This window comes from Leptospirillum ferrooxidans C2-3, assembly GCF_000284315.1.
Lineage (GTDB): Bacteria > Nitrospirota > Leptospirillia > Leptospirillales > Leptospirillaceae > Leptospirillum > Leptospirillum ferrooxidans.
This window is the reverse complement of sequence record NC_017094.1, coordinates 1108497-1131087: the sequence shown is the minus strand read 5'-3', so window position 1 is coordinate 1131087 and position 22591 is coordinate 1108497. Positions and strand designations below refer to the sequence as shown.

Here is a 22591-nt window from a genome sequence, read left to right as displayed (position 1 = left end):
ACAAGATCTCCTCTTTCGGATTTTTCGACAACACATTCTCAATCAGGTGAAGAAGCGTTATCACCCAAACCTGCTTTTTCACGAATACCTTCGATGACTGCGTAGAAGATAGGAACAAAGAAAAGGCTCAACATGGTGGCTGCCAGCATTCCGCCGAAAACGGTCGTTCCGATCGACTGACGGCTTGCGGCTCCAGCTCCGGATGCAAACATCAGTGGAACAACCCCAAGAATGAACGCAAATGCCGTCATCAGGATGGGGCGAAGACGCAGCCTTCCTGCTTCCATGGCAGCCTCAACAATGCCAAGACCACGCTCCCTCAGACGCTTGGCGAACTCCACGATCAAAATGGCATTTTTGGCCGACAATCCAATGAGCATCACAAAACCGATCTGGGAATAAACATCCACCTGTTTGCCACGCAACCATGTCGCGACCATCGCTCCAAAAATCGCCAGTGGAACGACCAGGATCACCATAAAAGGCATCGACCAGCTCTCATAAAGTGCCGCCAGAAACAAAAAGACAAACACCAGGGAAATGGCAAAAACCCATTTTTCAATAGAGCCGACCTTCAGCTCCTGATAGGTAATTCCTGTCCATTCATATCCAAAATCGGAAGAAAGGGTTTTTTGGGCAGCCCTCTCCATCGCGGCAATAGCATCGCCCGAGCTGAATCCTGGCGACGGACCACCATTGATAAGAGCAGAGCCGTAGATATTGTAATGGTTGACCGTTTCCGGACCGACCGTTGGCTCAAGATGTCCAAGCGCATCGAGTGGAATCATGTTTCCGTTTACATTTCGGACATAGAGTCGTGAAAGGTCTCCGGGGTTTCCCCTCGCCCCGTTTTCAGCCTGGAGGGTCACCCTGAAGGTCCTTCCATAGAGGTTGAAATCATTCACATAAAGAGATCCCAGATAAATCTGGAGGGTATTGAAAACATCCGGAAGCGAGAGCCCCAGAAGCTTGGCCTTGCTGCGGTCCAGATCATAGTCAAATTGCGGTGTCGTTGTGGAAAATGTCGTGAAAACCTGACGGGGTTCAATTTCCCGCTGTTTTCTGGCTTCAGCCATGAGAGACTGGGTTGCTTCATCAAGTGCTCGACTTCCCTTTCCCGTGAGGTCCTCAACCTCAAATTCAAAGCCACCTGTTGATCCCAACCCGGGAATCGAGGGTGGATCAAAGCTAAGGACAACAGATTCAGGAATCATGAAAAGTTTGGGCCGAACCGAATTGACAATCATTGAGGCAGTCAGTTCGCTTCCCCTTTCCTCCCATGGCTTCAAAATGGCAAACTCGGCAGCACTGTTGGACTGATTTGCAAACGTCAGAAAGTTCAGGCCGGATATCGAGACCACATCCTGTACTCCGGGAGTTTTGAGGAGGATGTCCCGGACCTTTTTGGTCACATAATCCGTTCGCTCAAGGGAAGCCCCGTCAGGCAACTGAATAATGACAAAGAAGTACCCCTGATCCTCAACCGGCAAAAAGGTTTCCGGAACTCTGACAAAAAGAAAATAGGTCATGAGGATTCCACCCAGAAAGACTCCCATCGCATACCATCGGTAATCGATCGCCCGGCGAACCATACCGGCATACCGGTCACGAGTCCGATCAAAAAACTCGTTGAATTTCCGGAAGAAAAAGAGTTCCGATGGCTTCTGATAGCGCAAAAGCCATGCCGAAAGAGCTGGCGTGAGCGTCAGGGAGTTGAAGGCAGAAAGACCAACGGAAATGGCAATCGTGAGAGCAAACTGACGATAAAGCTGTCCGGTGATTCCTGGAAGAAAAGCGACCGGCACAAAAACAGCTCCCAAAACTGCGGAGGTGGCAATAATGGGCCCTGTCACCTCATCCATGGCATTGCGGACTGCTTCCATAGGAGCCACCCCATGCTCAAGCTGACGTTCGACGTTTTCGACAACAACAATCGCATCATCCACAACCAGCCCAATCGCCAGAACCATTCCAAGAAGACTGACCGTGTTCAGGGAAAAACCGACGATCTCCATGATGGTCAGTGTCCCGATCAGGGAAACCGGAATCGCAATGCCGGCAATGACCATTGTTCTCCAGCTCTGCAGAAAGAGAAAAATGACTCCAACCACGAGGAGCAATGCCTCGATCAGGGTGATGACAACCTCTTTCATCGAAGCCGAAACGAACATGGTGGTGTCATACTTGATGGAATAATCAATCCCCTTGGGAAATCTTTTTGAAAGCTCCTTCATTTTCGCTTTGACCTGACGATCAAGCTCCAGGGCATTCGATCCGGGCGTCTGAAAAATACCGACGACAATGGTTGGCTTTTTGTCCATGTGGGCGGACGACGTGTACTGGAGAGCTCCCAGTTCAATTCTGGCAACATCCCTCAGTCTGACGGTTGCATTGCTACCCGTTCCCGCCCTCAGGACAATCTTGCCGAACTCCTCAGGAGTGCTCAGCCGGCCTGTCGCATTGACCTGATAATCGAACATCGTTCCCTTGGGCGCCGGAGCATCTCCTATTTTTCCCGCGGCTACCTGAACATTCTGCTCGGCAATGGCATTTTGAACATCTACTGCGGTTATCCCCAGACGTGAGAGCTTGTCTGGATCCAGCCAGATCCTCATGGAGTAGCGTCTCTCCCCAAAGATCACAGCATCGCTCACACCGGTCAGTCGTTTCAGTGGATCAACGAGTTGAAGATAGGCATAGTTGCTCAGTGTAATGGGATCAACCGAGCCGTCAGGAGAGAACAGATTGACGATCAGAACAAAATTTGGATTTTTCTTCTGGACGATAATCCCGCCCTGATTCACAATGGCCGGAAGCTGTGGAGTTGCCTGGGAAATCCTGTTTTGGACATCAACCGCTGCAATATCAATCGGGTAGCCGACATTGAAGGTGATCGTAATCGTCGAGCTACCGTCATTCGAGCTTGTCGAGGACATATAGGACATACCGGGAACACCGCTGATCTGTTGCTCAAGAGGAGTCGTAACGGTATCGGCAACAACCTGGGCGGATGCGCCCGGGTAGTTGGCCGAAACGGTCACCTGAGGAGGAGTGATTTCCGGAAATTGCGAAACCGGCAAAAGCTTGAAGGAAATCAGCCCGGTCAAAACCATTATGATCGCAACAGAAGCCGCAAAAATGGGTCTTTTGATAAAAAAATTCACCATGGAGGTAAAGGCCTTTTCTTAGATGTCTAAAGTCAAGTCATTATTTTTTTGAAGAATTTTTAGCCAATTGTTTTTTGGGGAGCCCCACTCCCTTGGGAGTTGCCTTTGCAAGATTCCACCATCCTCCCCCAAGAGACTGGAATAAGGCGACCGTATCGGAATAACGACTTGCCTTGGCCAGAACCAGATTGATTCTCGCTTGCTCATAGCTTTGCTGCGCATTGAAAAGTCCAGGATAGCCAATCGCGCCCACATTGAACTGGCGCTCGGAGATCTTCAGGCTTTCAGAGGCCGCGACAAAAGCGACCATCTGGGCATTTTGCGTTTCCGCATCTGCTTCGAGCGCCCGAAGAGAGTCTGCAACATTCTGGAATGCCTGAAGGACTGCGTTTTTGTACTGGGCTTTTGTCTGCTGAAAGATCGCCACAGCCGCCCTCTTCTTATGAAGAAGTGTCCCCGCCTGAAAAATGGGCTGCGTCAGGGAAGGACCATAGCTCCAGAATTGGCTTCCCGGAGAAAAATAGCCGGCAATGCTTTCGCTACCATATTGCCCTGTCAGGGAAATCTGGGGAAACATGTTTGCTGTCGCAACCCCAACCTGGGCACTTGCGGAATGGAGTTGAGCCTCCGCCGACCGAATATCGGGACGCTGTTCCACCAGTTTGGACGGAAGGCTGACAGGTAATTCGTCGGGTAACGTCAAATCATCCAGGTGAAAGTTCGCGCCAATTTTTTCGCTGGGAAATCTCCCCAGATAAACCGCCATCTGATGGCGCTCGATCGACAACTGTTTTTCGAGAGGAGGAAGTGTCGCTTCTTCTTGTGCAAGAAGCGTTGCCTGGGAGTAAACCGAAGAGCGGGAAAGAGAACCGACTTCAAATTGACGTTTGACAATAATAAGTTCCTGTTTCAAAACCTGAATAATTTGACGGGTTGCCTTGATTTGCTCCCGGAGAGAGGCTTCCTGGATAGCGACAAGGACAATATTGGATGTCAGGGTCAGATAGGCTGCCTCGAGCTGAAATCGCTGATAGTCTTCCTGGGCTTTCAGGGACTCGACCTGTCGCCTGATTCCCCCAAAGAGATCCAAAGGATAGGAAACACTTAAAGAACCGGTATTGAGTGTGAACAGGGAGGACAACTGGGGTGCACCAAAAGCAGATCCATTAAAATATTGCTGAACAGTCGACAAATTTCCGGTTACAGAAGGTGCATAGGCTCCCTGCCCCGCAGAAACATTTTCCATCGCGGAAAGAAGTGACCCTTCCGCCGCCTGGAGTGTCGGATTGACCTTCAGTGCCTGGTCGATCAGATTGTTCAAGGATTTCGAGTGAAACAGTTTCCACCATTGTCCGGGAATGTCCTTCCCTGTCCTGAAACGCTGGACAATATCACCCTTATCCGTGTAAACAGTCTGAGTTCCTAGTGGTGACTTCGTATAAGTGGTTGCTTTAGGGGGAGCTGGAGTATGAAAATCAGGACCCACTGCACAACCGGAAAAAAGCAATAAAAAGGTAAAAACCGCCGGAGGGAAAAAGAAAGAAAATTTGTTTATACTCACCTATTGCGATCCTTGGCTACAGATATTGAAGATTTGTCAATGGTCGGTGAGAAAAGACCTGTAGGTGCATGAGCAAGCCATAATAATGCGTATACGCATTATTCAATATTAGACTTCTATGGTATATTGTTTGTCAAGGAGGATCCCGCATGCACATGGCCAAGGACAATGGCTGCAATGCCGGCGAAGGCGAACCCAATCCATTAAGACACCAGCTGATGAAACTGTTCTGGATGCTGGGTCCCGCCTATATCCGCTGGGCTGAATCGATTATGGAGATGGATGGGCACACTCCCAAAAGGATGTACCTGATGGGGCTTCTTTTCGAATATGGCCCGATGATGATGAGCAACATCAAAGACCGGCTCGGAGTCACAGCCACCAATGTAACAGCCTTGGTCGACGCTTTGGAAAAAGAGGGAATGGTCGAGCGAAAACCTCACCCAACCGACCGGCGGGCAACCATCGTTTCACTGTCATCCAAAGCCGAGGAGTTCCTGACGGTCAACTGTTTTTCCTTCAAGGACAGGGTCTCAGAATTGTTTTCTGTCTTTTCTGTCGAGGAGCAGGAACAGTTTCTCTCGTTCCTTTTTCGGATGCGGGATGTTTTGATCGATAAAAAAATCCTTGAGAGAAAAACGAGATCCTTCGATTCGAAAGAGGACCACACGCCTCAAAACCCCTGAAACCTCTCCCTGCAGAATGCGAAATCCTTCGTCAAACATCAAAATCCGCTCACACTCCCGAAGAAGGCCCCCCTAAAGGCGTTTGGGAAAACGATCCCTATTCGCCTTAAAAAATGGATCTGAGGGTCAAAAAACACCCACCAGACCCCCTGCCCTGAAACGGGGTGAGTTGGAGAATCCAGTCGGCAAGCTTATTCGACCGCTTCAATCCTCCAACCCTGCTCCATCTTTATTTTTTAGGGCTCAATCTTTTTTGGAATTTAACGGGCACGTATTGAAACCAAGAACCTTGTACAAGCCACAGCGCCCGGTAATTCCTGTGATTAATGGGAGAAGACCGATCCAACCCCATGGAGTCTTGGGACCAACATACACCAATGCGATCAGAACAACCCCCAAAACAACCCTTACAACGCGATCAACAGTTCCTTCATTGACGGGCATAGATCCTCCTCTAAAAAACGAACAACTCAATTTTCAAAATCAATATTGCCTTGAAGGTAGGAGAGAACGTCCCCCCTTTCAAGGAAATACCCCATGAACCTCATTGTTAAGCGTATCACGGATTTGGCGGATCTGCCATGAACAATAGAGAATGACAAAGACAATAAAAAAGGGGACCTTCCGGCCCCCTTTTTTACGAAAGAGATTCCATTATCTGACGATCAGAAGGAAACAGACCGGATTGTATCAGCTGGAGTGTCTGTCACGTAAAGGACTCCGTGATAGATCGTAACGGCTCCAGGAAACTCGAAATGTCCAAGTGTCCCGTCACCATCTTCGCGACCCTTGATCGGAACTCCACCGTTGATCGTTGCTCCGGCTACTGTCGAAACAGTATCCGAGTTCAGGTCAATCAAGCGAAGATCAGCATTGGCAGCATCACAGACATAAAGTTTGTTGCCATCAATAGCAAGCATCATCGGATCATAGAAATACGCATCCGGACCAGGACCGTTCAGTGTCCCCGGGAAACCAGGATGACCCGCAAGAGTTGAGACTGAATTGGTTGCCAAAACGAGCTTTCGGATCAAGTGATTGCGAGTGTCTGCAATATAAAGGATTTGACCATCGGGAGAGATGGCAAGGCCACGAGGCTCAAGAAAGGTTGCCTGGGTCCCAACTCCATCAGCATGTCCTGGAACAAGAGCTCCCTGACCGGCAAGAGTCGTCACCTGCAGTGTGGTCAGATCCATCTTGCGGATCATGTTGTTTCCTGAATCCCCGATATAAAGGGTCTTCCCGTCGGGAGAGATGGCCAATCCGCGGGGCTGGGCAAAACCTGCATGATCCCCGATACCGTCATTGCCGCTGGCAAAAGCATGGCCGGCAAGGGTTGATACGGTTTTGGTCGCCAGATCAATCTTCCGGATACGGTTATTTCTGGAGTCTGCAACATAAAGGGTCTTCCCATCGGGAGAGATGGCAAGGCCTTCAGGGTTGTTGAACCTTGCAGCTGCGCCCGCACCGTCACGAAAACGGGCATGATGGTTAACGCCTGCAATGGTTTCGACAGTGCCAGTCCCGGAGCTCATCGTGATCTTTCTGATCATGTCATTACCGGTGTCAGCCACATAAATCGAACCATCTGGAGCTGCTACAATGCCTTGGGGAAATTCAAATCTTGCTGAAGCCCCGTTACCGTCATTGTCTCCTCGCTCATGAAAAGAGCCTGCGATCGTTTTCAAGCTGACAGCCTGAGCCTGAAATGCCTGCCCCGCCATCAGCGTCATGCCGATACCGAGAGAGACAGCTACGGCTGCCGTCTTGATTGACCGAATGCCCCTTCCCTTCGGATGTTTGCTCTTGTTCAAAGTGTCCTCCTTCGGAACGCCTGCTGCCAATTCTTATTGGGCAACAGATGGGTTAATCTCCCCCCCCAGGGGCTTCTGGTCGGGAACCAAGCCGTCATTGCGTCGTCAATCGCGCATGATTATTCATCTATAATGGCTTCCGGCATCATTCCCGCCACACATGGATCGACAGATGTATACACCCTCCCCCCGGAAAATGCAATAAGCAATAGACCAGAAAAGACTGTCATCATCTGAGAGAATGAGGAATCAGGAAAATCCATTCTGAAAAAAGAAAGCTGTTTATTTCATATAGTGGATAAAAATGCAAAAAGCTTTTCCTTTTCAGCCCCATGCAATGAAATTTCACGAAAACCAAGAACAAGGTCTTTCCGATGAAGCGCCTCCTTGGTCGAGTCAAAAATTTTCTGAAGCCGACTTGTGATGATGGATGCATCCGCTTCCAGTGTTTCAGGAAGAAGGAGAAAAAGATGGCCATCTCCCGCACGGGTGAGAGAATCTCCATTACGGATCTCGAGACTCACACCTCGCTGGAAGCGATCCATGAACTCCTCCTCCATTTCAACCGCTCCTTCCTGATGCTTGAGATCCTTGACAGAAAAAACAAAAAGCAGTGTTTCCGTCTTCAACCGGTCAGCCCTTTCAAGCTCCTGGAAAAGCCGGTTCTCGAAACCTCTTCCGTCAAGGACACCGTACCCATCGAATGTATCCTCCGGGATTTGGTAATGGAAACGCGAATAATCTTTCAGATGAAGCTCCAGAGCCGAAAGCAGCTCGACCCGGCTCTGGGAAACGGAGCGAAACCATTTCCCGGAATGTTCGTTTCGAATTTCTGAAAAATAGATCAGATAAGAAACACCCCTCTGGTCGAAAAACAAAACACATAGGGAATCGATATTCCCATCGGTAATGGTCGTCATGCCAAAGGCTGCCTGTTTCCGATCCAAGTCTCCTGTCTTCATTGTCAAAAGCAGATTCTGTGTTGACGCAGACAAAAGTGAGGGACGAAAAAATCTTGGGAAACGTGCTCCTGCCGAACGGGAGAGCAATGTATGAAAAGCGGAATTGCTTTTCAGATGATAAAGCGCTACGCAGGACAAGTCCGGCTCTGAGGAATTGGCCTGAAGTGTTTGAAGAAAGCTGTCCAGCCTTTCCATGTAAGATAAAAACGTTCCTGGAGAACGCGAAACGGTTGAAGACAGGAGGGGTCTCCTGTTTTTTTTCGACCGGGTATCCGGCAAGTCCTTCTTGGGAGGAGATTTTTCCAGTTCCATGCCATCGGAATCATCTGAATCCAGAAAAGAAGAACCCTCGCTCGGGACGGAAGATTCCCTTTTCTGTTCGCTCCGGATAACCCACCCCAACAGAATAATCCCAACCCCCAAAGCAATCAGCAAGACCGAAATCAGAAACGGATGTTCCTCCAGACCGGAGGTGCTTGGGTTTCGATGGGGTGGGTTTTCAATGAGTCCTGAATCAGAATGATCGGGAAGTCCGAGGTCTTGCTGTAAATCCTTTTGCGCCCGCTTGAGAACATCGAAATCCACCGGATGAGCGACAGAAGAAATGGATTCCGCGCCACAGACAGGAGATGTACTGAAACCCCATAGACAAAACAAAATGGCAAGTCCGACAAGCAAGTTCCCGATCTTACCGTATCGCATTCTTTTCCCTCGCATCAGTATCCCCGGCAAAGGATGCTTCCATCCGTCAGAAACATCCACCACTTCAAAGATTGGATCCTATCGCTCAAAATAGTTGAAGCCATGCCGATCTCTAAAAAATTCTGTATCATGGTTGCAGAAGACGAAAGCCGTTTCCGTTCCAAACGAATGAAGACCATTTATGATCTCCCGACATGGCTCTGAAACTGGAAAAACATAAAGATCAAGACCCATCCTGAAGGGATAACTCTTGGTATCCAAGAATTTCTCCATGATAAAAATGCCATTATTTTACAAGATTTTCATCTTTTCACTTTCGATTTTTCTGATCGCGATTCTGGAAGGTGACTATTTACTCGAGAATCAGATTGAAGGGAGAATCCAGGTTCTCCTTGAAAATGAAACCAAAATGATCGCACTTCAGATGGCCAAAACGATTGCAGCTCCACTGCTCCTTGAAAATCGGCTGCAAATCGAAAATGTACTGGCCAATCCCCCCGCCGGCTCCGGAATCAGCCGCCTTCTCATACTCGGAATGGACAAAAAGATCATAGCGGATACAAGAGAAGGCGTTCTCAACAGGAAAATCTCTGATTACCTGAAATCTCTTCGGAAGGGTTCAACGATAAGGATCATCCCGGACATAGACCAGGGAAACGATGCACTTCTCGTAACACCGATCCTCTATGCTGGCATCAGAATCGGGACACTTCTCGTGATCTTCTCCGAAGATCCAGTTCTCGCTGCACAAAAAGACATTCGTCACTCCTTTTTGATCATCTCCCTTTTTGGAGCCATCCTTTCTTTTTTTGGAGCTCTCATCCTTTCCAGAATGCTCTCCAGACCTGTCAGGGAGCTTCACCGTGCCACACAGGCCATTGGAAAAGGAGATCTGTCCGTCACGGTGATTCCAAGCTCCAATGATGAGCTCGGGGATCTTGTCCTGGCCTTTAACGGAATGATCACTGAACTGAAAAAATCCGATGCGCTGAAAAATGCCCTCACACGTTATGTCTCCAGAGATATTGCCGAACGGGTCATGGAACATCCTGAACTCATCCATGTTGGAGGGATTCGCCAAAAGGTCGTCATCCTTTTTGCAGATATCAGGGGATTCAGCACCTTGTCCGAAAACCTGCCGTCAGAACAGGTCGTGACCCTTTTGAATGAATATTATCTTCCCATGTTCGAAATCATCCTGAGCCATTCCGGATACATCAGCAATATTATGGGCGACGGCATCATGGTCGTATTCGGAATTCCGGAATTTCTTCCTTCCAATCCCGATTCAGCATTAAAGTGTGCCATCTCCCTCCAATCGGCCATTGCCTTGGAATCTTCAAAAAGAGTATCGGAAGGGTCTCCCGTTGTTGAGTTTGGCATTGGGATACATCTGGGCGACTGCATCGTGGGAAATATCGGTTCAGGCAGTCGAATGGAGTATACTGTCGTGGGCCAGGCGGTCAATATCGCCTCACGGATTGAATCTCTGTCCGGACCGGGAGAAATCCTGATCTCCGAAGACCTGAAAGAAGCACTGCATGGAGAGATTCATTGCTCACCCCCTCAGCAGGTGCTTCTCAAAGGTATCGAGTCGCCTGTGAGAATCTTGAAAGTACTGGAGCCCGGGTAAGCGAACGAGTATAGTATTGCCTTGTCGACAGCAAACGGCCTACCAGGAAAAAATGAGAATGAACCGATTGGAAAGTCTGAAAACATTGCTCCCGAAGGTGAACCAGACCTTCGTCACAGGATTCTTGTTTCTTTGGATTCTTGCAACCTTTTCTTCCTGCACAGAACAGGTTTCACCACACAAAGAACCTGTCACTCCAACACCACAGGAATTGGACCAGCTGACCATCCAGAGAATCAATCATCTGTTGGCCATCAAAAATTATCCCGCGGCAAAAAAAGAACTCTCCCGGATCCAGAATCCTTCCCTCAAGTTATCCATGCAAAACAAAATCAGAATGGATTGGGACAAAAACGATATCAGGGACGCGGACGAGGATTTAAAAAAAGGGTTGGGCATAGAGTCTCTCGAAAAAATGGAATCCCTTAAAAAAAGGGACCCCGTTTTTTTTAAAAATCATCCGGAGATGATTCCGAATGAACTGACAGAAACTTATCTCGACAGCCTCATCTCCACAGGCAAGGAGTTCCAGGCCTTAAAAGAAAGCAAAAGCAGTTTCCGTCTTCCGAAGGATCTGGAGAAATCGGTTGAGACCGATGCCTATGCCCATCTGGCAAAACGCCGGCTTGATGAAGGGAAAGATCATTTCGCCCTTCTCGATATCAAAAAAGGGCTATCGATTGATCCATCCAATCAAAAACTGGTAGAGATGCAATCCATACTGAAAAAGAAAGAAAACCACCTGACCGAAGAAGGGTTCAAGCAATATGGCAAACAGCATCTCAGGAGAGCCATACGTTACTGGAGTGATGCTCTCCTTCTCTCTCCGGGAGACAAGTCCCTTAGACAAAACATCTCTCAAGCCCAAAAGATGCTTGAACGATTAAAAAGCCTGCAGCATATTGACCAGAACCCAAAATATCCATCCGGTAAATAAATCCTCACATAAGGGAGCCTCACATGACCGACCAATCATCAAACCCTGAAAAAATCATCGACGTTCAATGGTTTACAGATCCTCTCTGCTCCTGGAGCTTTGCCGCAGAAAAAGCCATAGGGGAATTTAAAGACACAATGGGAAACAGGATCGTCTTCCATCATCGAATGCTGCCTCTTTACCAGTTGCTTGATACTTTCCTGGCAGCCCACGAGATGAAAGCTCCTTCTGAATTTGCCTCAAAGGTTCGAAAAGCCTCCAAAGCCACTGGCGTGGAAATGACTACGACCCCATGGGAAAAAGGAATTGTTCCAAAAGATGGTTCCATTCTTTCGAAATGGGTTCTGGCAGCTCTATCGATCGATCCCGTAAAAGGAGATCAATATCTTCGACAACTCCGACGCGCTTTTTTTGTAGAGGGAAGAGATCTTACAAAAACAGGATCGTTAAGGGATCTTGGGGAAAAAGTGGGGTTGGATCCGGAAATATTGGAGAAACTGTCTTCCGGGGAAAGCATCCGTCTACAGCTCGAATCCGATATCAAAAAAGGATCCGAAGAAGGTGTCTCTGTCCGGCCAACTCTTGTCATGGTCAACAGCGGGGGAGACAGGATCTTTATCGGTGGACTGAGGGATCCCGAGCTTTTCATTCATGCCGCTGAAGTTTTGATCAGCGAAGCCTAAGGTCAGCTTGTTTGAAGGTGTCGATAGATTCTCAAGGCTTCCTCCAGGGCCAGATCCACAGACTCGTCCAGCACCGTGATGTGGCCCATTTTTCGACCAACCCTGGCCTCTTTCTTTCCATAGAGGTGCAGTCTTGCCTTGGGGCTTGAAAGGGCGACTGAAAAATCCGGATCGCCCTTCACCCACAAATCCCCCAGAAGATTGACCATTGCAGCAGCTCCAGTCAGGACAGGAACAGCCGGAGGAGCTCCGACCAAAACCCTGATCTGCTGTGAAAATTGGCTAATGCCGCAGGAATCAATTGTGAAGTGCCCACTGTTATGGGGTCTGGGAGCTAGTTCGTTGACAAGAACCCTTCCATGGCTATCCAGAAAAAATTCGACCGTCAGAACACCCTCGTAAGAAAGACGTTCTGCAATCAAAAGAGCAATCTCCCGAGCCACAGCCTGGACGTTCGGATCCACGCTGGCCGGGGCAACGCTTGTATGCAGGATTCCATTGACATGAATGTTTTCAATCAAAGGAAAAAACGCATATCCATTTTTGGGATTCCCCGACAAGATCAGAGAAACTTCTTTTTCCAGCGAAATCCGTTTTTCCAATAGGCAGGGAACATTTCCCAGCTGAAAGTAGGCGGCTTTAAGATCTGTCAGGTCCTTGACCGGAACTTGACCCTTACCGTCATACCCCCATCGACTTCTCTTCAGAATCGCTGGAAAAAGATCCAGTTCTCCATCGTGCATCAGCTCCACTTCTGACTCACTCTGGAAAGATCGGTATGGTACCGTTGGGATGGCCAGTTTATTCAGAAACTCTTTCTCGAGAATCCTGTCCTGAGCAACCATAACCGCCACGGGATCGGGAGATAGACGAACGGACTGGGAGAGAAGGTTCATCAGCTCGGACGGGATATTTTCGAATTCAAGGGTTGCGGCAGAGACTCTGGAGAGAAATTTCTCCCTGAGTGGTGCCGACAGAAAATCCCCCTGAATATGATCATCCGAAAGCATCGCAGCCGGACTTTCCGGGTCAGGATCCCATGTACAGACCCGATACCCCATTGTCCTTGCAGCGATTGCGGCATATCGCCCCAGCTGACCCCCACCAAGGATTCCCAGCGTTTCTCCAGGAAGGATCACTCATCCTCCGGAAAAGAAGCTTCCAGAACAGACTGTGTCAGGTCATTCCGGTAAGCGACCAGCTGATCCGATAGCACAGGGTCAGACAATCCCAGAAGGGAAACAGCAAAGAGAGCTGCATTTTCGGCTCCCGCTTCGCCAATCGCAAAAGTGGCGACCGGGATTCCCCTTGGCATCTGGATAATGGAGAGAAGGGAGTCGATTCCCTTCAGGTAGGTCGATGGAACCGGAACACCCAGGACCGGGAGGGTTGTCATCGATGCCACCATTCCAGGGAGGTGTGCCGCGCCTCCAGCCCCGGCGATAATGACCTCCAGCCCCCTCCCCTTGGCCCCCTTGGCATAGTCATGAAGAAGATCCGGCGTCCTGTGGGCAGAAACAATCCGTTTTTCATAACAGACTCCAAAGCGTTCAAGAATCTTTGAAGCCCCCTTGAGGATCTTCCAGTCCGAAATGCTTCCCATAATCAATCCCACTTTTGGAGTGGACGTTCCCATCATGCCTCCTTGAGATCTTGTGAGCGCCGATAAAATACCGGGCATTATCTCCAAAGATCAAAAATTCTTCAAATTTTTTCAAAATGGGAGGGTTCATCCCATTCCAAGAGCCAAAACATCCCGGTTCATTTGACCAAGATTCAGGGAATCATGTAGATTATCAGGGCTAAACATTATACGAAGGAGCAATCTTTGTCACATCCCGAAACCGGTGTAAAAGTTCCGTTTGAGATTGGTCCCGAACCGGTTCTCATCCGGAAAGAGATTCTTGAGAACGGTCCCAGTATTGAGAGCTATCGCGCCATTGGCGGCTATGACGGACTGACGAAAGCAGTCCGGACAATGACTCCCCATGAGGTGATTTCGGAGGTCAAGGATGCCGGTCTCAGGGGCCGGGGTGGATCCGGTTTCCCGGCGGCGATCAAATGGGAAAAAGTCGCATCGCACCGGGTCAGGGAACACTATATTGTGGCGAATGGCAGCGAGGGAGAACCAGGCAGCCACAAGGACCACTTTCTGATCACCACCAACCCCCATCAGATCCTCGAGGGAATCATCATCGCCTCCTACGCCGTTTCGGCCAAGAAGGCCTTACTGTTTGTCAAGGAAAGCTTCCCGGAAGGAATCGCCATTCTTCAACGCGCCAGGCTTGAAGCGATCGAGGCTGGCTTCCTTGGAGAAAATATCCTCGGATCGGGCTTTTCCGTTGATATCGAGATTTTTGTCGGCCCCGCCGCCTATATTGCAGGAGAGGAAACGGCCCTTCTCGAATCCCTTGAGGGACGTCCGCCAAAACCAAGAACAAAGCCCCCCCATTACCCCACCGAACGTGGACTCTATATGTGTCCGACTGTGGTGAATAATGTTGAAACCTATGCCCATGCAGCCCATATTCTCAAGAACGGCTCGGAATGGTTCCGAAAAAGAGGCACAGCAAAAAGCCCGGGGACAATGGTTTTTGCTGTCACAGGATCGGTAAGGACACCCAAAATTGTTGAACTCCCCCTCGGAACACCCATCAGGGAGCTGATCTTTCGCTATGGTGGAGGGCCACTCCCAGGAGAAGAAATCATGGCCTTCTTCCCGGGAGGTCCCTCTTTCGGTGTTCTCAGCTCAAAGCAAATGGATGTCCCTCTGGAGTATGATGCACTGAGAGCCTTGGGATCCGGCATCGGATCCGGAGGAGCCATCGTCCTCTCCAACAAGGATTGCCTGGTTGCCACATCGCTTGAGTTTGCAAGATTTTATGAAGAAGGCAGCTGCGGTCAGTGCCCTCCGTGCAGAATCGGAACAGAAACAATTGCGGGCCTTCTCGAGCAGATTGAAACAGGACAAGCTCCTCCCGGTATCATCGACCGGATCGTGAGAGTCTCTGAAATGATCAAGGGAAGAGGCAATTGCGGCTTGATCACGGCATCAGCCTTTTCAGCAGAAGCCCTGATGAAACACTTCACCAACGAAATACTTCTTCATATTGAAAAGGGAACGTGTGTCCATCATCACAGAACGCCGATATATAACCAGTTTCGTTCCACGGGGACAGACAAGTAAGCGGGCTCCATAGGTAAAGCCAATTCATGCAGAAAATTTTGGTTTCCCAATGAATTGGGGAGGCGGCTGCCCATTTGAACTCTTCGCCACGATGAACTGGTTCAACGATCATCTTTTTCAGACAACCAGGAGCAAGCGATGTTTTCCCAACCTTCCTGGAAGTTCCATCTTTTCTTCTGTACGGGAAATAAATGTCTGGGAAAAGGATCCGAAGATCTTAAACTTCTCGCACAGAACAAGCTTAGTCAGACAACACATGCAGGAGATCTGTTAATTACAAAAAGTGGATGTCTCGATTTGTGCGACTATGGTCCGATTGCTCTTTTGTACCCAGAAGGAAAATGGTTTTCTTCCATGGACGAAAAATCAACAAGTGCCATGATTGATCAGATTTTAACCGGTCAGGATGTTTTACCAAGAAACATAATCTACCAGATTCCCGGAAAGGACGGTTTAAATAAAAATGGGGTATAGGATTCGGAAAAAGACTGAAGTTTTTGCATCTCCCCGTCAGGAAACGATGACAGACTCACCGTTATCCCGGCCTGCGAGTAGTGGACCAGGTGGAGACCGAACCAAAATCTCCCTGGCGATCGCCGGATCCATTATCCTTATTCTTTTGGTGGGAACAGGTCTTGCATCCCACATCATTTCCGACAAAAAGAAAAAAGAATCCGATGCCGCGACAATCGAGGTATCGGCCGAGCAGTTATACACACAGGGCCAGCACGGAAGCACTGCCGATCTTGAAAAATCAAAAACTATGTTCAAAGAAGTCTATCAGAAGTATTCCGACACCAAGAGTGCGGCTGTTGCACCACTTTTCATTGCAACGATCGACAATCAAGAAGGAAAACCCAAAAATGCAATCGACTGGCTTCACAAGGGATTGGAAAAGAATGCGGGAAATACACGTATTCTTCCGTTCTATTACGAAAGCATGGGGGTAACCTTTACGACAACAAAAGAATATGACCAGGCTCTTGCGATGTTTCAGAAGGTCATCAAATTTCCCGAGAAAATTCTTGCAGATGCTGCCTACTTCAATATTGGCATGATCTATGAAACACTGAACCAGCCGGCATTGGCCCTCATCAATTTCCAGAAGCTCTCAAAGGAGTTTCCGAATTCCCCTTGGGCAGCCGAAGCAACACCTTACCTCCAGCGAAATGGAATGCCTTCATCGCAAATGGCTCCAGCTCCCCTTCCATCAACTCCCACAAAGTAACTCTTCTTTCCGGAAAAAGGCCTCAACGGCTTTTTCCGGAATCATGGACCCCTTTTCTGAACTCCTTCGCATCCAACCAAAGATTTCATGCATTTTCCAAGGGACCCCGGATCGATCCCCTTCAAGACATTGAATCAACAGGATATTCTTTCAGGAGGAATGGCTATTCGTTCTTGACAGAGTGTCAATAAGGTGGTGGAAGGAAGCCATCTGGTCAAAAAAAGGGCATTCTCCCGAAGGAAAATGCCCTTTAACAGTACACCCGTAAAGCGACTTTATCTGGCAGGAACCATGATCGTTTCCCCTTCGCGAAGAAGAGAAGAGTGAACCAGATGATTCTTATGGCGAATGACGCCAATGCTTGTGCCAAATCGTCTTGCAATGGCAAAAAGGGACTCACCCCTTCGGATGCGATGAGGCAACCAGTTGCTTGCGCCTTGCTCTGACCTTGAGGAAGCGATGACATTCCCATAACCTCCGCCTGGAATGGCCAAACGCTGTCCCACACGCAAAACAGAGCGAGAGTGGAGATCATTTGCCGCCATGAGGGAGCTCACCGAGACCCCATAATGATGGGCAATCGTCCAAAGAGACTCTCCGGAGCGGATCACATGGCCACCTCTCCTTGAATCTGCATACTCGACATGTCTCCTGGAAGACGGAAGACTTTCAATGCTCGCCAGAAACTGGTCTCCCTCGCCCTTGGGCACATTGATCGGAACATTATGCATGTAGGGTGGGGTTGACCAACGGGTCAGAGACGGATTCATCTCTTTGAACTCCCTGTAGGAAACACCAGCGGCTCTTGCCAGTACCTTCACTTCAGTCGGCCTTTTCAGCTTCACGGTATCGAGATTGAGCGGATCATCGTACTCGATGTCGGTAAACCCGTAACGGGCAGGATCCTTGGCAATCCGCATTGCCGCGATGAATTTGGGAACATAATCCTTTGTTTCATTCGAAAGGGCTCTCGTATTCCGGATCTCCCAATAATTCTCCGTTCCGGCATCCGCAACGGCGTTAGCAACCTTCCCCTCACCCGCATTATAGGCGGCCATTGCAAGACTCCAAGAATGAAACTCATTATAGAGATCTTTCAAGTAACGGGCCGCCGCGCGCGTGGACATCATCGGGTCACGTCTCTGGTCAATCCAGCCGTTGACAGCCAAACCATACTTCTTGCCTGTTCCTGACATGAACTGCCATAAACCGGCAGCCCTTGAATAGGAATAGGCCCTCGGACTGAATCCGCTTTCAATCAGGGAGAGATAAACCAGATCCTCAGGCAGACCCTCCTCGCGGAAGATTGCCTTCATGTATGGAAGATATCGACCGGAGCGCTCCAGCCACACACGAAACTGCCGGTGAACGGAATTTTGGAAGTACTGTGTATACCAGTCGATGCTCGGATCATCCGGAATCCGTAAAAAGGATTCCTGAACAACCGGACCCGGAGTCGCAGGCTTCAAGAGCGCACCGGTACCCCCTTGGGCAGGAGAAACAGGAACACCCTTCAGTGAATCGGCATGATCGATGGTTGTTGGCGACGGGCTGGGAATGGACGGAGGCAGAATATTCTGTGTCAGGGCCTCGGCTTTTGGGGAAGGACTCCCGATGGAAGAACATCCACCGGCAACCAGAGTAATTGCGATAGAGAAAAGAACCCCCAAACGAGCCTGCGATGATTTACTCAATACAACCTCCTTGATAAAGCGGCTTCCCCTCAAATGCAGGAAGAAAAACCCGAATATAGGCGGATAATACCCTAAGAGAAAGTAAAAATCAATCAATGCAGAAAAGGCCGGATGGGTTTTCGAGAAGAGAAAGCCCTAATAGAAAAGCCAAATGGGCAATCCAATCATCAAAAGCGAAGAATAAATCCATCCAATCGATAAAATAAAAACAAATTAACAATAGTTATATGTTGTAAATCAATTCAATGATCGAGAAATTGACATGGATCACAACTCCTCATCATAATTAAAATGTAAGAGTGATAAATGTTTTTTTATACCAACTGGAGGATTGTTATGTCATTTTTCAATAAAAACAATCAAAATAACAATCTTTCCGTTACATTAAATAGTAATCAAACTCAAAAAAGCATTTTCATGTATCCTGAAGTCGTCAAGTCCATTCTTGACTCCATCCCTAAAGTCGGCATCGCCATTGCCAGAAAGGAGATGGGGAACAGCAAAGTCGGCAACGAGATTTTCTATCTGAATGAGACGATGAAGGGCATCATCTCCTCGATGGAAAAAGACATGATCAAGGACTATGGAGTCGCTGCAAAAGATGTCCTTGGAGGTTCCATCCACCGCTTCCACAAGGATCCCGACAGGATCCGGGGCATTTTATCCAATCTCCGCGAAGGAGAGATCCGAAAAAACCAGATCATGGATATCGGTGGCTCAAAGCTTCTCTCCACATCACAGGTACTTGTGGATCCAGTCTCGAGGGAATCACTGGGGTACATGACGATCTTTATCGACATTACCGAGGGAGATGCCCTGGAGCACAGTATCTCAAGCCAAATGGAAAATGCCTTGTCCGTTTTGAAATCAGTGGGAGACCTCGATACCGCCACAAAAGAAATCTCCAGAAATACCTCGGGAATTGCTGATGTTTCAAAACAGACACAAAAAGAAGCCGAGGACGGGCAGCATGTCGCATCCCTTTTGAAAACGCAGGTGGGGCAAGCGGGCGATGCCATGAACACACTTGGAGATGTCGTCAATGCCCTGGCATCGAGAAGCCTTGAAATTGGAAAGATCATCGAGGTTATCAACGATATCGCCAGTCAGACCAATCTTTTGGCTTTGAATGCGGCGATTGAAGCTGCACGCGCTGGTGAGCAGGGACGCGGATTTGCCGTCGTTGCAGATGAGGTCCGGAAGCTTGCGGAGAGAACGATTCGCGCGACAAAAGAGATCGGGGATACCATCAGGGAGACGCAGGAAGATACCAGCAAGACAGTCTCGATGATCAAATCCGCTCTGGAAAAAGTCTCCGGAAGTCAGAAAATGTCTGAAGATGTCGACCGTGTCTTCTCCTCAATCGTAGCGAGAAGCCAGGATTTATCGAAATCCCTTTCAGAAACAGTCTCTGCCACAAAAAAACAGTCGAATGAGGTTGAAGAGATCCGGAAAAATCTGGAACATGCCCAGCAGGAAGCAGAAAAAACGAAAGAATTGCTCAAAAAAAATAAAGTCAATCTTTAATTCGGGCCGGAGGCTTCCATGGAAGTCTCCGGGAACCGTTCGCCCACATAACCTGATCGATTGCCGATCATCTCCATATTGCCGAATCTGCCTCATTTGACCGCCGACACTGCCTAAAAGAAAACTTTCGTGTATTCTTGTATGGTAAGGGTGTCATTCCATCGTCTGATCAAAACGGATCACAACCAAACACTAAACAGGAAGCTCATACCCTATGACCAACCCCAAAAAGATCAATGAAACCATTCCCCTATTGGAAACGCTTCAGGAAATCGAGCTTTTCAAGGAATTGCCCCCGGAAGATCTGGAGGATATGTCGTCCATCTGTCGCTTGCGCACCTACCGATCCGGACAGATCATCATACAGGAAGCGGATTCCGGCTCGGAGCTGTTCTTCCTTGTTTCAGGATCCGTCAAAATTTACACCGAGGATTTTGAAGGCAGGGAGATGATTCTGACCATTGGATATCCGAATGATTTTTTTGGTGAAATGGCCATTTTCACAAACGATATCAGAAGCGCTTCCGTTTCCGCACTGGAAGCGACCATACTGATCTCGATGGAGCGGGAAGATCTTCTATCCCTTTTGAAAAAAAGTCCGGTCATTGCCTTGAAGATCCTGTCCGTGATGGGAAACCGTATCAGGGAAATGGATAATCGGCTGATGCATATGGCCTTCGGGGATGCCTATTCAAAAATCGCAAGAACCCTTTTGAACCTGATGGAAAAAGAGGGACAAAAGACCAAGGAAGGGATCCCTTATATTCATGACAGGCTAACAAGACAGGAGCTGGCCTCCCTTTCTGGTCTGACGAGAGAGACCGTCTCCCGATCACTTGGGACATTTGTCCAGACAGACACCATTCGCATCAAGGACAACAAAATCTATCTGGTGAACGAAGCCCGACTCAGGAAAGAGAGTCAAACACACCCAATCTGAAAATGTCACAATCATGGAGATGAAAGAATGCAGCCCTACACAAACCCGACACTTTCCCAATGGGGCCCCACCGACTATATCATCGTAACCGGGGTCATCATTGGAATCAGCATGGGCATCTATTACATTTTCAAGGCCATCCGGGCCATCAACAAACCCTGACGGATCTCCGGAGCGGATGGAAGCACTCCGGCATATATCCTGAGGTACTCACCAGTCCGCTCTTCCCATCCATTTTGCTTGTCCATTGAGTGACTTCTGTATGAGAAGAAGGTCTTTTTATCCTGATAAAGGTCTAAAGCGCGATCCAGAACATCGATCACCCCTTCTTCCGAAAGAGATGACATCCAGAGACCATCCACACCGTCTGAAACGGTATCCCGAAGACCTCCCGTCGGAAAGACCAGAGGAATGGTTCCATATCTCATGGCGTACATCTGTGCCAGTCCGCAGGGTTCATAACGGGACGGCATCATGAAAAAATCCGACCCCGCATAAATCTGGTGAGAGAGCCCTTCATCAAATCCGATGACAACATGGACTTTTCCCCTGTACTTTGCCTCGAGTTCCAGCGCTTTTTTTTCAAGAACGGGATCTCCCGTTCCCAAAAGAAAAAAGGAAAAGGGCTTTGCCTGCCCCGACAACCACTGATCAAGTGCCAGAAGCAACAGGTCGATCCCCTTCTGTGATGTCATCCTTGTCACACAACCGATGACCGGAGCATCCGCAGAAGAAAAGTTTCCTTTTCTGATCAGAGAATGGCGGTTGATCTCCTTGCCGGAAAGATCTGTCCTGGAAAAAGGGTGCTCGATCATCGGATCCGTCAACGGGTTCCAGACATCATCATCAATTCCGTTCAGAACACCCAGAAAGCGCTCCCCACGATATTTCAGTGCTCCCGAGAGTCCCGCGCCCAAAGGTTCGGAAAGCACTTCATTTCGATAGGTCGGACTCACAGTCGTCACATAATCGGAGAAAACGATCCCTCCCTTGATCATCGAGAGATCGCCATAATATTCAAGACCGTCAAAACCTCCCCAGGAAGCAGGAAAACCCGTCAGGAAAAAGAGATCAAACGGAAAAAGTCCCTTGAAAGCAAGATTATGAATGGTAAAGACCGTCCGGATGGAAGAAAGACTTGAATCCTCAATGGACTTGAGTCGTAGGAGCGGAAAAAACATCCCGGTTTGCCAGTCATTTCCATGGACAACATCCGGAAGGAATCCAGTCTCCCCCATCCAGACAAAGACCGCCAAAGACCAGGAGAAATAACGGATGAAATTGTCCGGATAATCCTGACCGGCCTCTCCATAGAGCCCTTTGCGATCAAAAAGGTCATCCACCAGAAGGAAATCAAGGATTGGCCCTGATGGACAGCTTCCAGCACTCTCTTTTTGATCCGCTGCCCGAAAGACCCTGAGCGTTTTTTCTCCCCATGGAGTTTCGAACGTCAGGGGACCACCGACGGGCGTCAGCCTCGGATCGGTCTCTGCGCCCAAAAATCCCGGACAGAAAATTCTGACATCCCCCCCATCGGCCATCGAACGAAGGAGCGCTGGAGGCAGTGCCTGGGAATAATCTCCAAGACCACCGGTCTTCATGAAGGGAGAGATTTCAGATGTCAGGAACAACAGGGATCCAGGGGTATCGACAAAAGGAATTTTCTGAACGTTTTCCAAAGATTCCCTAGGCAGCTTTTTCTCCATTATCTCCAACTTGGTTCAATATGAACAAAACTCCGAAAGAGCCACCACGGAGCGACATCATCCTGCACCCCTACTTTTAGAGGGAGTGGATATTTTCGACAGACAGGATTATAGTGGAGCCAAATGGGTGTTGTTCGCAAGTGGTCGAGTTCAAAAATGGAACA

At 48.8% G+C, this 22591-nt stretch carries 19 protein-coding genes; 10 read left to right on the top strand and 9 right to left on the bottom strand.

The genetic code is table 11. The features are described 5' to 3' along the window. Positions 1-38: 38 nt before the first annotated feature. Together LFE_RS05755 and LFE_RS05750 are read right to left on the bottom strand one after the other, a co-directional pair. Entirely contained in the window at positions 39-3167 is a 3129-nt protein-coding gene (locus LFE_RS05755; RefSeq protein WP_014449300.1) for an efflux RND transporter permease subunit, read from the bottom strand. Between the two features lie 40 nt (positions 3168-3207). Then, positions 3208-4728 carry an efflux transporter outer membrane subunit gene (locus tag LFE_RS05750; RefSeq protein WP_014449299.1) on the bottom strand — a complete coding sequence of 507 codons (1521 nt, stop codon included), beginning with the start codon at positions 4726-4728 and terminating at the stop codon, positions 3208-3210. A gap of 149 nt (positions 4729-4877) precedes the next feature. Here LFE_RS05750 and LFE_RS13040 point away from each other — a divergent pair, with 149 nt between their 5' ends. Continuing rightward, entirely contained in the window at positions 4878-5414 is a 537-nt protein-coding gene (locus LFE_RS13040; RefSeq protein WP_014449298.1) for a MarR family winged helix-turn-helix transcriptional regulator, read from the top strand. Between the two features lie 243 nt (positions 5415-5657). Here LFE_RS13040 and LFE_RS05740 read toward each other — a convergent pair whose 3' ends face one another. The 3 genes from LFE_RS05740 to LFE_RS05730 all read right to left on the bottom strand — a co-directional run bounded on the left by LFE_RS05740 (position 5658) and on the right by LFE_RS05730 (position 8892). Beyond that, the gene (locus LFE_RS05740; protein ID WP_014449297.1) at positions 5658-5858 is read right to left on the bottom strand and encodes a YgaP family membrane protein; all 201 of its coding nucleotides are present in this window, start codon (positions 5856-5858) and stop codon (positions 5658-5660) included. Positions 5859-6079: 221 nt separating this feature from the next. Then, entirely contained in the window at positions 6080-7228 is a 1149-nt protein-coding gene (locus LFE_RS05735) for an SMP-30/gluconolactonase/LRE family protein (protein WP_014449296.1), read from the bottom strand. Positions 7229-7515: 287 nt separating this feature from the next. Further along, a complete protein-coding gene (locus LFE_RS05730) occupies positions 7516-8892 on the bottom strand; it encodes a hypothetical protein (RefSeq protein WP_041774080.1) in 1377 nt (458 codons plus the stop codon). 271 nt (positions 8893-9163) lie between these two features. Here LFE_RS05730 and LFE_RS05720 point away from each other — a divergent pair, with 271 nt between their 5' ends. The 3 genes from LFE_RS05720 to LFE_RS05710 are packed head-to-tail and all read left to right on the top strand — an operon-like array spanning position 9164 to position 12145. After that, the gene (locus tag LFE_RS05720; protein ID WP_041774078.1) at positions 9164-10525 is read left to right on the top strand and encodes an adenylate/guanylate cyclase domain-containing protein; all 1362 of its coding nucleotides are present in this window, start codon (positions 9164-9166) and stop codon (positions 10523-10525) included. A gap of 58 nt (positions 10526-10583) precedes the next feature. Continuing rightward, positions 10584-11462 (top strand): hypothetical protein, encoded by an 879-nt coding sequence (locus LFE_RS05715; protein WP_014449293.1) that lies wholly within the window; start codon positions 10584-10586, stop codon positions 11460-11462. Between the two features lie 23 nt (positions 11463-11485). Continuing rightward, a complete protein-coding gene (locus tag LFE_RS05710; protein ID WP_014449292.1) occupies positions 11486-12145 on the top strand; it encodes a DsbA family oxidoreductase in 660 nt (219 codons plus the stop codon). A gap of 2 nt (positions 12146-12147) precedes the next feature. Here the strand turns inward: LFE_RS05710 and LFE_RS05705 are convergent, their stop codons facing one another. Both LFE_RS05705 and purE read right to left on the bottom strand, forming a co-directional pair. Continuing rightward, positions 12148-13284 carry a 5-(carboxyamino)imidazole ribonucleotide synthase gene (locus tag LFE_RS05705; protein WP_014449291.1) on the bottom strand — a complete coding sequence of 379 codons (1137 nt, stop codon included), beginning with the start codon at positions 13282-13284 and terminating at the stop codon, positions 12148-12150. Beyond that, entirely contained in the window at positions 13281-13781 is a 501-nt protein-coding gene (gene purE / locus LFE_RS05700; RefSeq protein ID WP_014449290.1) for a 5-(carboxyamino)imidazole ribonucleotide mutase, read from the bottom strand. The genes LFE_RS05705 and purE overlap by 4 nt, the downstream gene beginning before the upstream one ends. A gap of 192 nt (positions 13782-13973) precedes the next feature. Between purE and LFE_RS05695 the strand changes: the two genes are divergently transcribed. The 3 genes from LFE_RS05695 (at position 13974) to LFE_RS05685 (ending at position 16560) form a co-directional block, all read left to right on the top strand. Beyond that, complete coding sequence (locus LFE_RS05695; RefSeq protein WP_014449289.1) at positions 13974-15332, top strand: complex I 51 kDa subunit family protein; 1359 nt, start codon at positions 13974-13976, stop codon at positions 15330-15332. Positions 15333-15470: 138 nt separating this feature from the next. Beyond that, positions 15471-15806: a (2Fe-2S) ferredoxin domain-containing protein gene (locus tag LFE_RS05690; protein ID WP_014449288.1), complete on the top strand. Its 336-nt coding sequence runs from the start codon at positions 15471-15473 to the stop codon at positions 15804-15806. Then, the gene (locus LFE_RS05685) at positions 15796-16560 is read left to right on the top strand and encodes a tetratricopeptide repeat protein (RefSeq protein ID WP_014449287.1); all 765 of its coding nucleotides are present in this window, start codon (positions 15796-15798) and stop codon (positions 16558-16560) included. The genes LFE_RS05690 and LFE_RS05685 overlap by 11 nt, the downstream gene beginning before the upstream one ends. Before the next feature lie 275 nt (positions 16561-16835). Here the strand turns inward: LFE_RS05685 and LFE_RS05680 are convergent, their stop codons facing one another. Next, a complete protein-coding gene (locus LFE_RS05680) occupies positions 16836-18254 on the bottom strand; it encodes a LysM peptidoglycan-binding domain-containing protein (RefSeq protein WP_014449286.1) in 1419 nt (472 codons plus the stop codon). A 336-nt stretch (positions 18255-18590) separates the two neighbouring features. On the opposite strand from LFE_RS05680, the gene LFE_RS05675 reads away from it, so the two are divergent. The 3 genes from LFE_RS05675 to LFE_RS14515 all read left to right on the top strand — a co-directional run bounded on the left by LFE_RS05675 (position 18591) and on the right by LFE_RS14515 (position 20883). Continuing rightward, on the top strand, positions 18591-19781 hold the full coding sequence (locus LFE_RS05675) for a methyl-accepting chemotaxis protein (RefSeq protein WP_081495456.1): 1191 nt from the start codon (positions 18591-18593) through the stop codon (positions 19779-19781). Positions 19782-19995: 214 nt separating this feature from the next. After that, positions 19996-20721, top strand: coding sequence for a Crp/Fnr family transcriptional regulator (locus tag LFE_RS05670; protein WP_014449284.1), 726 nt, complete (start codon positions 19996-19998; stop codon positions 20719-20721). Between the two features lie 27 nt (positions 20722-20748). Then, positions 20749-20883 carry a hypothetical protein gene (locus LFE_RS14515; protein WP_014449283.1) on the top strand — a complete coding sequence of 45 codons (135 nt, stop codon included), beginning with the start codon at positions 20749-20751 and terminating at the stop codon, positions 20881-20883. On the opposite strand, the gene LFE_RS05665 is transcribed toward LFE_RS14515, so the two are convergent. Next, positions 20844-22400, bottom strand: coding sequence for a glycogen synthase (locus LFE_RS05665; protein WP_232502574.1), 1557 nt, complete (start codon positions 22398-22400; stop codon positions 20844-20846). The two genes, LFE_RS14515 and LFE_RS05665, sit on opposite strands and share 40 nt — an antisense overlap. Positions 22401-22591: the final 191 nt, after the last annotated feature.